General features: G+C 63.5%; 9 protein-coding genes. 7 read left to right on the top strand and 2 right to left on the bottom strand.

Annotated elements, in window-relative coordinates; genetic code table 11:
- The first annotated feature begins 9 nt into the window (after positions 1-9).
- The 4 genes from ACNOHI_RS15230 to ACNOHI_RS15215 all read left to right on the top strand — a co-directional run bounded on the left by ACNOHI_RS15230 (position 10) and on the right by ACNOHI_RS15215 (position 3,515).
- Complete coding sequence (locus ACNOHI_RS15230) at positions 10-777, top strand: outer membrane lipoprotein-sorting protein (protein ID WP_420475531.1); 768 nt, start codon at positions 10-12, stop codon at positions 775-777.
- Between the two features lie 9 nt (positions 778-786).
- Positions 787-2,028, top strand: coding sequence for a hypothetical protein (locus ACNOHI_RS15225; protein ID WP_420475530.1), 1,242 nt, complete (start codon positions 787-789; stop codon positions 2,026-2,028).
- Positions 2,029-2,179: 151 nt separating this feature from the next.
- Entirely contained in the window at positions 2,180-3,097 is a 918-nt protein-coding gene (locus tag ACNOHI_RS15220) for a lipid kinase (protein WP_420475529.1), read from the top strand.
- Positions 3,081-3,515: a DUF2383 domain-containing protein gene (locus ACNOHI_RS15215; protein ID WP_420475528.1), complete on the top strand. Its 435-nt coding sequence runs from the start codon at positions 3,081-3,083 to the stop codon at positions 3,513-3,515. The genes ACNOHI_RS15220 and ACNOHI_RS15215 overlap by 17 nt, the downstream gene beginning before the upstream one ends.
- Here the strand turns inward: ACNOHI_RS15215 and ACNOHI_RS15210 are convergent.
- Positions 3,512-4,651 (bottom strand): GNAT family N-acetyltransferase, encoded by a 1,140-nt coding sequence (locus ACNOHI_RS15210; RefSeq protein WP_420475527.1) that lies wholly within the window; start codon positions 4,649-4,651, stop codon positions 3,512-3,514. The genes ACNOHI_RS15215 and ACNOHI_RS15210 overlap by 4 nt on opposite strands.
- Positions 4,652-4,909: 258 nt before the next feature.
- On the bottom strand, positions 4,910-7,030 hold the full coding sequence (locus tag ACNOHI_RS15205; protein ID WP_420475526.1) for a putative bifunctional diguanylate cyclase/phosphodiesterase: 2,121 nt from the start codon (positions 7,028-7,030) through the stop codon (positions 4,910-4,912).
- A gap of 258 nt (positions 7,031-7,288) precedes the next feature.
- Between ACNOHI_RS15205 and ACNOHI_RS15200 the strand changes: the two genes are divergently transcribed.
- From ACNOHI_RS15200 to ACNOHI_RS15190, 3 genes are all read left to right on the top strand, one after another.
- A complete protein-coding gene (locus tag ACNOHI_RS15200) occupies positions 7,289-9,493 on the top strand; it encodes an ATP-binding protein (RefSeq protein ID WP_420475525.1) in 2,205 nt (734 codons plus the stop codon).
- Positions 9,494-9,642: 149 nt separating this feature from the next.
- Positions 9,643-12,357 (top strand): PAS domain S-box protein, encoded by a 2,715-nt coding sequence (locus ACNOHI_RS15195; protein WP_420475524.1) that lies wholly within the window; start codon positions 9,643-9,645, stop codon positions 12,355-12,357.
- Positions 12,354-12,746, top strand: a complete 393-nt coding sequence (locus ACNOHI_RS15190) for a response regulator (RefSeq protein WP_420475523.1) — start codon at positions 12,354-12,356, stop codon at positions 12,744-12,746. The genes ACNOHI_RS15195 and ACNOHI_RS15190 overlap by 4 nt, the downstream gene beginning before the upstream one ends.
- The last annotated feature ends 3 nt before the right edge of the window (positions 12,747-12,749 follow it).

Below are 12,749 nucleotides of genomic sequence, written 5' to 3'. Positions count from 1 at the left end.
GGAAAAATCATGAAACGATGGATGACCTTTGCATTGGCACTGGCATTTGCCGCGCCGGTCCTTGCCGCGCCGGACGCCCAGGAGATCCTGGTTGCCAGCGACGCGATCCGTAACCCGAGCAAGCCGTTCGGCCTCGTCACCACAATGCTCGAGTACCGCAACAACAAGCAGACTGGCAATACCACGCTGGCGGTCTATTCGAAGGCGGACCCGAACAGCGGGCAGTTTCGCAGCCTGATTCGATTTGTCGCCCCTGAGCGGGACGTCAACAAGCTGATGCTCAAGAATGGCAACGATTTGTGGTTCTACGATCCGTCGAACAAGGCGAGCATCCGTATATCACCGCAGCAGCGCTTGCTGGGGCAGGCGGCGAACGGTGATGTAGTCACCGTCAACTTCGCCAAAGATTACCAGGCGCAGCTGGTCGGCGAGGAGGACATGCAGGACGGCGACCGGCAAATGCGTCGCTGCTACAAGCTGTCATTGAAGGCGCGCACGCCGGACGTCACGTATCACAGTATCGAAATGTGGATCGATACCAGCAACAGCCGTCCGGTCAAAGGGCGCTTTTACACCGAGAGCGGCAAGCTGCTGAAAACGGCCTTCTTCCGCCGTTATCAACCGCAGCTCGGCATCGAACGGCCGACCGAAACGGTCATCATCGACGGCCTGGATCCGAATTGGGTCACCGTGATGCGCTATTCCGACTACGCATGGCGTGACATCCCGGAGACCTGGCTGCAGCGCGATTACCTGCCGCGTTTCAAGCCTGAATAAGCAATGCGCGTGTTTGCTGTTTTGCTGCTGCTGGCCGGCCCCGCGCAGGCGGACACTTCGGAGCTGGATGCGTTGTCGATTGCGGATAAGGCACCATCTTCCGAAAGCCGGCAGGGGCGCGACTGGCAGTTGTTCGTGGAAGCGGCGGCAGGCCACGCGACGCAGCGTATGGGGGCAGCCTCGGCCGAGAACACGCGTTTGTCGCTCGATTTTTCCCTGGACAAGTCTTTGGTGCCGGGATGGCGCGCAATACTGGCCAACCGGATCGATGTGAACTGGCAGAACGATCCTGCCGACCAGAGCAGCGTCAACACGCTGAAGGAAGCGTATCTCAGCTGGCAGCGCACGTCCGACCAGATTGTCGATCTGGGGCGTATCAATGCCCGTCATGGTGTTGCTTCGGGATATAACCCGACCGATTTTTTCAAGGCCGGTGCGGTGCGCTCGGTCGTTTCCGCTGATCCGAACAGCCTTCGGAGAAACCGTCTCGGCAGTGTCATGCTGCGCGCCCAGACACTGTGGGACAGCGGTTCGTTCAGTGTCCTCTATTCGCCGAAACTGGCGACGGAGCGCAGCGATGCCCCGTTCAACGCCGACCTGGGGGCCACGAACCGGCAGAACCGCTGGCTGCTTGCGGTCACCCAGCAATTGGCGGAAGGGATCAGTCCGCAATGGCTGTTGTATGGCGAGGACCATCGCGCTCCACAGCTCGGCTTCAACCTGGCAGCCTTGTTGAACGACGCCACGGTGGCCCATGTGGAGTGGTCCGGTGGACAAAGCAGGTCCATGCTGTCGCAGGCGCTTGATGGCGCGGAGGACAAAGCCTTTCGCTCGCGGCTGTCGACCGGCCTCACCTATACCCTGCTGACCCGGATTTCGCTCACGCTGGAGTACGCATACAACGGTGCCGGCCTGAACAGAGAGACATGGGATGCGTTACGCCGAGGGCCGCTTCCCGCTTATGTGCAATACCGGAAAGTGGCGGCCGATATACAGGATCTCCCTACCAGACAGGCAGTGTTCATGCGCGCTTCCTGGCAGGATTTCATGACCAGCCATCTCGACTTGATCGCAATGGCGCGCGTGAATCTCGACGATCGCAGCCGCATGCAATGGCTCGAGGCCCGCTATCGCTGGGACAAGGTCGATCTGGCCGTGCAATGGCAGCGCAACAGCGGGCATGCCGGTAGCGAGTATGGCGCATTGCCACAGACACAGATGACGCGGCTTCTGGTGACCTGGTTCTTTTAGCGAAAATCGTCCTCCCGCCACACAAGGTGGCCTTCCTCGTGCATCGCCAGTGCACCGGCGGCTTTGATCCAAGGCATGCTCCCTGGGAAAGGCGGAACCGTGCCCGGCCCCAAATGTCATAGCTACAGGCAACGGGTTAACGGGAGAGGCTGTGCCCAAGCGTGCGTTACTTATCGTCAACCGCAAGAGCCGCAGCGGAACCTCCGACCTTAACGCTGTCACCGAACGCCTGAAGCGGAGCGGCATGGATGTGTTGCCCTGGGCCTTGGATCGTCCGGAGCAGATTCCGGAAATGATCCGGCGGCATGCAGCAGATGTCGACCTTGCCGTCGTCGGTGGTGGCGACGGCTCGCTCAATGCCGCTGCGCCGGCATTGATCGAAACGCGACTGCCGCTCGGTGTGCTGCCGATGGGCACCGCGAACGACCTTGCGCGCACGCTGCAGATTCCCGTCGACATCGACCAGGCGAGCGACATCATCGCGGGCGGCTTGCTGCACAGGATCGATCTGGGCCGCGTCAATGACCGCTACTTTTTCAATGCCGCGCATATCGGCCTGGGCGTCCATGCGCGGGAACACCTGTCGACGGATGTGAAACGACGCTGGGGCGTGTTCGGGTATGCGCGCAGCCTGTTCAAGGCGCTCTCATCGTTCCGCCCCTTCCATGCGGACATCGTCTGCGACGGGCGCCGCAAGCGGGTGCGCTCGATCCAGATTTCGGTCGGCAATGGCAGGCATTACGGCGGCGGAATGACCATTGCCGAGGAGGCGAGCATTGACGACCGGCTGTTTTTTCTTTACAGCATCGAGCCGCGCAGCATATGGGAGCTGGTGAGGTATGCGCCTGCGTTCCGTGCCGGCAAGTTCGAGGATTACCATCCGGTCGATATCGAGCGGGGCCGCAGCATCCGCATCACGACCAGCAGGACGATGCGCATTAGCGCGGACGGGGAGGCGGTATCGCATACGCCGGCCATCTTCGAGATGATTGCGGGCGCCGTCACGGTGTACGTGCCGCCCGCCTACCTGGAAAGCAGGAAGGAGGAGATTCATGTTGCTCAGGGATGAACGGCAAATGTCCGTCAATGCCGTGGAAAAGCTTTGCTTCGAAACCGCCGACCACTACGAAGCCGCCGCTTCGGAGCTGGGCAATGACCGGCTGGCGGAAGTTTTCACGGCACTGGCCGATGAACGGCAACAGCTGGCCGCCGAACTGGCCGTGCAGATCCACGCGATCGACGACCTTCCGCAGCAGCCCGATCCCGACCGGGAGGCCATCGCGCATATGCTGGCGGGGATCAAGGCGCTGCTGTCGGGAGATATGCGCGCGTCGCTGGTGGCCGATTGCGAGCGCGGCGAGGAAGCGCTGGTGTCAGCCATCCATGCCGCGTTGCGCCAGAACCTGCCGGAGGATATGCACGGGGTGCTGCGACGCATCCTCGCCCATGCGGAAAGGGCGCAGCGGGAACTGGCGGCTGCGCATTAGGACTTGACGACACCGGCGCCGCGGACAAGGCGCCACACACGGCTGACCAGCCGCCCGGCCAGGCTGTCGCGCCGCCGCATCTGCCGCACCCAGACGCGGGTGCGCCGGACTGCGGCATGCCACACGTGGTGCATCACCAGCTTCCCGTACAACACCATGTGCAGCCAGGAGCGGTACACCACGAGGTCGTCGAGATCGCGCTGCACGCCAAGCAGGCGCGTCTTGTAGGCGTCCTGCCCCCACAGGAAGTGGTACTCGCCGCCGCCCCTGCGGATGCATTCGCAGATGGTCAGGTAGCAGCACAAGGTGCCGAGGCGATAGTCGTCATAGGCGGGGTCGTGCGCCAGCGTTTCGAGGAAGTAGTTGCTGCCCGCGCGGTAATTGATTGATCCGGCGCAGATGTGTCCGTCGATCGTGATGACGCCGACCAGGCCGCATTCGCGCACGAGCTGCACGATGCGGCGCGTGACGTCCTCGTCGTTGATTGACTCCTTGCCCTTGCTCGCCATGCGCAGGCGGTTGAGGCCGATGATATGCCGGACCTGGTGTTCCTCGATCTCGCCCGGGCCGAGGACACGGAATTCGTATGAGGGGAAATCCCGCTTGAGCTTGTTCGTGTAGCGGTGAATGTAGCTGCGCGTCGAACGTCCAAGGCTCGCGGTGTAGTTCTCGGCGCTGCTGGGCAGCGTGAGCACCATGTCCTCCAGGCAGTTGAAGCGCTGGCAGGGCAGGGGGACGTCGACCAGGTTCGCGCGCACCGCGTGGAAGGAAATGACATCGACGTTGGCATACCTGCCGAAGATATAACCGGCGAAGCGCAGGAGGTCATCCTGGTCCACCCGGATGCCTTCGTTGATCACCCGCACGGTATTGCGATGGCGCTGGAACAGCCAGGCGCAGACGATGTTCTTGCCGTCCCGCACCACGTAGGCGCTGGCATTGTCGGCGCCGCCGAAAGCGCGGTAATACGCCAGCGACGAAAACAGGTTGCCATACAATTTTTCCAGCGCCGGTCCGACGAAGGCCGGCACGTCGTTTTCGTAACACTGGATACTGACGTCCGACCACGGCGCGATCTGGATGGCGATCGTATTGCCCTGTGCGTTTTCGATGGATTGTTCTTGTCTGCGTCTCATCGCATTCATTCTCTTGATCGATCAGGTTCGGTCCGCGTCCCTGTCACGGCCCTTGTACCCGCTTTGATCGGCAATCCTCGAAGAGTTCAGTGGAGGTGACATGCGCTGCGCATGCTCTTTGTGTGAACGCAAACGGTGCGCACCATGGCGGCGCACGGACAATCAGGGGCGTGCTATCTTGAGAATGAATGGGATATCGCGCGCGGCGTCAGCATATTTCCCGCGGCGTAGGAAAACGTCCTGCAACCTGCGAAAAAATCAACTTCCCTCCCCGGCTTTCAACCACGCTTCCGCGAAGCCATCGAAAGACATTGGTTTGCCGAAGTGGTAGCCCTGGACTTCATCGCAGCCGTTCTCCAGCAGAAACCGGTGCTGCGCTTCCGCTTCGACACCTTCGGCCACCACACGCAGATTGAGAATGTGCGCCAGCGAGATGACCGCCTTGACGATGGCGGCGTCGTCCTGGTCGGTGACGATGTCGCTGACGAAGGAACGGTCGATCTTCAGGGTGTCGACGGGGAATTGCTTGAGGTAGTTCAGGCTCGAGTAGCCGGTGCCGAAATCATCGATCGAAATCTTCACACCCAGCTCCTTGAGCTTCTTCAGGATGACGAGCGATTTATCGACGTCGCGCATGACGACGGTCTCGGTGATTTCAAGTTCGAGGTAGTACGGCGCCAGGCCGCTTTCCTGCAGCACGCCCGCCACCAGGTCGACGATATCCTCCCGCATCAGCTGGCGCGGCGACAGGTTGACGGAAATCGGGATGGGCGCCAAGCCGGCCTTCTGCCAGGCGATGTTCTGCGCGCATGCGGTGCGCAGCACCCACGCGCCGATGTCGATGATGAGCCCGCTTTCCTCGGCGATGGGAATGAAGGCGTTCGGCGGAACCATGCCGCGCGCGGGATGGCACCAGCGGATCAGCGCTTCGGCGCCGACCAGTTCTCCCGTGGCGAGATGAATCTTCGGCTGGTACTGCAGCACGAACTCATCATTGGCCACCGCGCGGCGCAGGCTGGTCAGCAGCTCCAGGCGCTGCGTCGCATGCATGCTCATTTCGGCGGCGAAGTATTCGAAGTTGTTGCGGCCGAGTTCCTTGGCCTTGTACATGGCGGAATCCGCATTGCGCAATAGCGTTTCGGCATCATGACCGTCGGAAGGAAAGACGCTGATGCCGATGCTGCAGGTGATGTGCAGCGCAAGTTCATTGACTTGTGACGGTTCGGCGACGGCGGTGATGATGCGCCGGATGGTGTCGGTCACTGCTTCCAGGTTCTTCTGGTGGGAGAGCACGATCACGAATTCATCGCCGCCCTGGCGGGCGACGGTGTCGGTCGCCCGCATGCAGGACTTGAGCCGCGCGGCGACGACCTTGAGCAGTTCATCCCCGATCGGATGCCCGAGGCTGTCGTTGATGAACTTGAAATGATCGAGATCAATGAATGCCACGGCGGCAATGTCGCCATTGCGTTGCGACTGGCGGATCGCCTGCTCGAGCCGGTCGGACAGCAGGTTGCGGTTGGGCAGGCCGGTGAGTGCATCATGTGTCGCCTGGTGGCGGATCCTCGCCTCGTACACCTTGCGTTCGGTGATCTCGACGACGGTGCCTTCATAGAAGAGGATGCGCCCTCCCGCCTCGCGCACGGCACGCGCATTCTCGGAAATCCAGATCACATTGCCGTTGCGCTGGCGGACCTGCGATTCGAAGTTGATGACCTGGCCGTTTTCGCTCATCAGGCGAAGGAATTCGGCGCGGCGGCCCGGGTCGGCATACAGCTGGTGATCGATGTCGCGCAGTGTCTCGATCATCTGCAGCGGAGAGTCGTAGCCGTACATGCGGGCCAGTGCCGGGTTGACGGCGAGGTAGCCCTTGTCCGGCGTCGATTGAAAGATGCCCTCGACGGCGTTCTCGAAAATGCTGCGATAGCGACGCTCCGCCTCGTGCAACGCCTGCTCGGCTTCGTGCCGTTGGGTGATGTCCTGCACGAATCCTTCGAGCGCGATACACACGCCGCCCGCGTGGCGGATGCCGGTGCCATGCTCCCACACCCAGCGCTCGGTCCCATCGGCGCGCACGATGCGGTATTCGATGCTGTAACGGCGGTTGTACTGCAGCGCGCGGTAGATCGCATTGCGCACCATGGCGCGGTCGTCCGGATGCACCAGTTCACCGAAGTGCACCGTCCCGTCCATGAAGGCATCGACGTCATGGCCCGTCAATGTCTTGCAACCTGCGCTGACGAACTCGATGCTCCACGCGTAGTCGACGCGGCAGCGGTAGATCATCCCTTCGAAGTGGGCGAGCAGGTCGTTGAGCATGGCCGGTCCGCCGACCGGGCATTCCGGCCGCGCAAACAGGGCGATCGCAACGTGGGACATGGTTCTTCCTTTGGCTGAGCATTTCTGTAATGCAATAACGATGCCAAGATGGTATGCCCCAAGATGAGGCAGGAACCGGGTGGGAAGGAACGAGACGCGCGGTGCGGATGCACTGAGTAAGTGCGTCTTCGCATCGCGCCAGAACGTGTATCGACGGCGATACGTCGGCATGCCGGTGCGAACCTGAGTATCCAGTTGCACAGTTCTTTCATTATGATAGGCAGACCGTTCCCTTGCCACCACGCCGAAAGCCGTCCTTTGAAGATCCGCACCTACCTCACGCTGACAGCCGCCGCGGTGCTGGTGCCGGTGATCCTTTTTGCGGCGGTGGCGTTGAACATGCTGCTCAACGCCGAACGCAAGGCGGCGCTGCGGGCGGTGCATGAGACGGCTAGGGCAACGGCGCTGAGCGTGGACCGCGAACTGGCTGCCGCGGAAGCGCGGTTGCGCGCCCTGGCCACCTCGCAGCACCTGACGCGGCAGAACCTGGACAGCTTCTATTGGCAGGCCCGGAACACGCTGGGTAGCGAGGAGGGGTGGATTGTCCTCTTCGACCGCTCGGGCCAGCAGCTCGTCAATACCCGTACTGCGTTCGGCGATCCGCTGCCCCGGCGCAGCCGTCCGGAAATCGGTATCGAGACAATGCGCAACGGTTCCGTCTATGTGTCCAATCTCCTGCACGGGAATGTGGTCAACCGGCCGGTGATTTCCGTCGAAGTGCCCGTACCGCATCCGGACGGGCCGCGGTTCATCCTCAGCCAGGCCTTCGTGGCCGAGTATTTCAACCGCGTGTTCGACCAGGCCGCGATGGCCCCGGACGGCGTAATCGGCATCTTCGACCGTGACGGCCTCACCGTCGCCCGGAGCCGCGGCGCCGCGGAATTCGTCGGCAAACCGACCGTGCCGGACCTGATCGAGGCCGCACGGTCCGCTGACGAAGGCATGCTGCGCACGCGCAACCTCGAGGGCAAGGAAGTCTACGGCATCTACACGCGCTCGAAGATGTCAGGATGGATTGTGGCGGTCGGCGTGCCGATCAACCACATCGAAGACGCCGCGCGCAAGGCAGTCCTCGTGTCGGGCATCGGCCTGCTGGCCGCCATCGCAGGTGCAATCGTGGTCGCCTATCTGCTCGGACGCCGCCTGGCGGACGCAATTGGAGGCGCGGTGCGTTCGGCGACGGCGCTCGGACGCGGCGAGCAACCCGCCGAAACGTCATCCGGTGTCGTCGAAGTCGACCGCCTGCATGCGGCGCTGGCGGAGGCAGGCACGATCCTGCGGCGGGAACGCGACTCCCGTACTGCCGCCGAAGCCGAACGCGCAGCGCTGTTCGCCAGCGAACAGGAAGCGCGCCGCCTGGCCGAACAGCAGAACAAGACAAAGGATGAATTCCTCGCCATGCTCGGTCATGAACTGCGCAACCCGCTTGGCGCGATTTCCAACGCGGTGGCGATCATGGAGACCGCGGGACTGAGCGCCGAGAGCAGCCAGCGCGCCCAGGCGGTCATCAGCCGCCAAAGCCAGCATCTCGCGCGCATCGTCGATGATCTCCTGGACGTCAGCCGCGTGATGTCCGGCAAGGTCTTCCTCAACCGCCAGCACCTCGACCTGGCCGAATCGGTGCGTCATTGCGTCGCCTCTCTGTCTGGAACACGCCGCATCGGGGCGCACACGCTCGATGTCGACGTCGAGCCGGCGTGGGTGGACGCCGACCCCACCCGCATCGAGCAGGTCATCAGCAACCTGCTGCTCAATGCCGCGAAGTACACGCCCGGCGCGGGATGCATCACGGTGCGGGTGCGGGCGTGCGAGGGCAAGGCGATGCTGACGGTGAGCGACAACGGCATTGGCATTCCGGCCCAACTGATGTCGCAGATCTTCGACGTCTTCGTCCAGGGACCGGCGCAGCTGGACCGGTCGCAAGGCGGGCTGGGAATCGGACTGGCGCTGGTCCAGCGGCTCGTGATGCTGCATGGCGGCACCGTCACCGCACACAGCGATGGCGCGGGCAAGGGCAGCATGTTCATCGTCGCGCTGCCGCTGGCCACGGAAGCCGGCAATGCCGGCAGCCTCGGTGTCCCGCACCCGGCGGCGGGCGGAGGCTACCGTGTGCTGCTGGTCGAGGACAATGAAGACAACCGCCAGACACTGTCTGCCGTGCTGAGCATTTTTGGCCATACCGTCTCCGCGGCGGGCGACGGCAGCGCGGGACTGCAGGCCGCGATGGAGGAAGTGCCGGACGTGGCGGTTATCGACATCGGTCTGCCGGGAATCGATGGTTATGAAGTTGCGCGGCGCCTGCGGGCCTCTCCGGTGACCCGCGGCATCCGCCTGGTTGCCGTGACGGGCTACGGTCAGCAGGAAGACCGCGACCGCGCGCTGGCGGCCGGGTTCGATGTCCACCTTGTCAAGCCGGTGGAGCCGGCACGCCTGCTGGAGGCCATCAACCGGCTTGCGCACTGAACGTTGGTTGCTTCAAATCAGCTTTTGCACTTCCATCGCCTCGCGTAGAATTGACCGCAGAGGCGTTACCGCAAAGAAACGGTGACGCCGCCGTCCATCCCCGGGTTCCGACACGTCGGGCCTGCGAAAGCGACTGCCAGGAAAAGGCCATGCGGGAACCTCCGTCGACGACACTGCCCCCCCACCTCCGCGCCTCCCACGCGGTACAGGTACTTGACCCCGCGCCGGAAGAACGCTTCGACCGCATTACCCGCACCGCCGTGCGGCTGTTCAATGTGCCGATCGCCTTCATCTCCCTGATCGGCAAGGATGGCCGCTGGTTCAAGTCGAGGCACGGCGTGGAGAGCCGCGACCTGCCGTACTGGATTCCCTTCGCCTCGCTGGCGGCGCGCGGCGCGCCCGCCGTTGTCGGGGATGCGCTGGCCGATGCCCGGCTTTCCGGCCAGACGCTGCTGACGGCACAGCCGCCGGTACGTTTCTTCGCCGGATGGTCGCTGCATGCGGCTGACGGCACCCGCATCGGCACCTTCGCCATTGCCGACCGGCAGCCCCGCACCCTGGATGCCGAAGGCATGGAAGCGCTGCGCGACCTGGCGCAATGGACGGAATCCGAACTCAACAACGAAACCCTGCAGCAGGCGCTCGCCGCCGCCAGGGAAAGCGAATCCCGCATGCACGCGGTCGTCGACAACGTCGCCGACGGCATCATCACGCTCGACGAATTCGGCGTGATCGACAGCATCAACCCGGCGGCGCTGCAGATTTTCGGCTATCGGCCGGACGAGTTGATCGGCCAGGACATCAAGGTCCTGATGCCGGCGACCTACCATCTTTCGCACGACAACCACCTGCAGCGCTTCCGCGACACCGGGCGCACGGCGATCATCGGCGTCGACCGCGAAGTCACGGGAAGGCGCAAGGATGGCACCCTGTTTCCGATGGAGCTGATGGTCAACGAGATGTGGCTCAAGGGCCGCCGCGGCTTCGCCGGCATCGTGCGCGACATCACCGCGCGCCGCGAGAGCGAGCGACAGCTGCGCGAAAGCAGCACCCTGCTTCAGGCGCTGATGGGCAGCACGTCCTCCTTCGTCTACGTACGCGACATGAAGGGCCGCTTCCTCTTCGCCAACAAGGAGTACGAGCGCGTGTTCGGCTTTGCGCCCGGTGCGGTACTGGGCAAGACGGTGGAAGACATGTTTCCGCCCGATCTTGCTGCCCACAACCGCACCATGGACCGCCAGGTGCTGCAGGGCGGCGCCGCAACCCGCATCGAGGATGAACTGCAGCTCGACGGCGGCGCGCAGAGCTTTCTGGTGGTGCGTTCGCCGCTGCGCAATGAACGGAATGAGGTCTACGGCGTGTGCGGCGTCGGCACCGACATCACGCTGCGCAAGAAGGCGGAGCAGTTCAAGAATGAATTCATTTCCACCGTCTCGCACGAACTGCGCACGCCGCTGACCTCGATCCGCGGTTCGCTGGGCCTGCTGAGCGGTGGCGTCGCCGGCGAGATGTCCGAGCGCGCCAAATCGCTGCTGGCGATCGCCAACAACAATTGCGAACGGCTGGTACGCCTGATCAACGACATCCTCGATATCGAGAAGATCGAATCGGGGAACATGCGCTTTGAAATGGTGACGCAGCGCCTGCTGCCCCTGGTGGAACAGGCGCTGGCGTCGACCCAGCAGTTCGCGGCACAGTACCAGGTGCGTTTCGAGCTGCACGGCGACGCACACGATGCGTGGGTCGCTGTCGACGGCGACCGCATGCTCCAGGTCATCGTCAACTTGCTGTCGAATGCCGCAAAGTTTTCCCCTCCTGGCGGCAAGGTGCAGATCCGCGTGACCGATGCCGCAGGCAGTGTCCGCCTCTCCGTCATCGACCAGGGCGAAGGCGTCTCGGCCAGTTTCCGCAACCGCATCTTCCAGAAGTTTGCACAGGCGGACTCCTCCGACACGCGGCAGAAGGGCGGGTCCGGCCTGGGACTGAGCATTTCGCGCGCCATCGTCGAGCGGCATCATGGTCGCATCGACTTCAGCAGCGAACCGGGTGTGCGGACCGAATTCTTTGTCGAGTTGCCGGTGGTGTCCGGCATGCCCGCCGCGACGCGCAAGCACGGCCGCGTGCTGATCGTCGAGGATGACCACGATATCGCGCGCCTGCTTGGCATGATGCTGGCGCAGGCCGGGATGTCCAGCGACGTGGCGCACGACGCCGACCAGGCGCGCGGGATGCTGGCCAACGGCGGCTACGAAGCGATGACTCTCGACCTGGCCCTTCCGCGCGAGGATGGGCTGTCGCTGCTGCGCTGGATGCGCGAGCAGGAGGACACGCGCGCCCTGCCGGTGGTGGTGGTGTCGGCGCGCGCCGAGGAAGGGCGGCGCACACTGACCGGCGGCGCGGTCGGCATCCTCGACTGGATTCCGAAGCCGATCGATGAAGTCCGGCTGCTGGCCGCCCTCCAGGGCGCATTGCGCGGTTGCACGGACGAGGTGCCGAGCGTACTCCATGTCGAAGACGACAGCGACGTCGTTGAGGTCGTGGCAGCCATGCTGCAGCCGACCTTCCACCTCACCCATGCGGGCACGCTGGCGGAAGCGCGGGCCCGCCTCGCCGCCGAACCCTTCAGCCTGATCCTGCTCGACCTGCAGCTGCCGGACGGACATGGATCGGAGCTGATGGCATCGCTCTCGGGCCGCAACGCGGCGACGCCGGTGGTGGTGTTCTCGGTGGAGGAAGCGAACCAGCCGATGATCGACAACGTCCAGGCCGCGCTGGTGAAATCGCGCACCTCGAACGCCCAGCTGCAGTCCATCCTGCATGACCTGATCGGCAGCCGCTTCCCCGAACAAAAGGAACCGTCATGACCCGCGGCACGCTGCAACATATCCTGTACGTCGAGGACGACGCCGACATCCGTACCATCGCGCAACTCGCGCTGGAAGCAGTTGGCGGGTATACACTGAAGGTCTGCGCGTCCGGGCAGGAGGCGCTGGAAACGGTGGCCGCCGGCTATCGCCCCGAACTGATCCTGCTCGATGTCATGATGCCCGGCCTGGATGGTCCCGGCACGCTGTCGGGACTGCGCCGCCTGCCGTCGACAATGGAAACGCCGGCGGTGTTCATGACCGCCAAGGTACAGGCATCGGAAATTGCCTTTTACAAGTCGCTGGGCGCGATCGGCGTCCTGGCAAAACCGTTCGACCCGATGGCGCTGGCCGCGCAAGTGCGCCGGTTGTGGGAAAACGGGGAGTGAAAC

The sequence above is a fragment of the Noviherbaspirillum sp. ST9 genome, from assembly GCF_048799745.1.
Lineage (GTDB): Bacteria > Pseudomonadota > Gammaproteobacteria > Burkholderiales > Burkholderiaceae_D > Noviherbaspirillum.
Note: the sequence above shows the minus strand (reverse complement) of the source record. Positions and strands in the feature narration are given on the sequence as shown.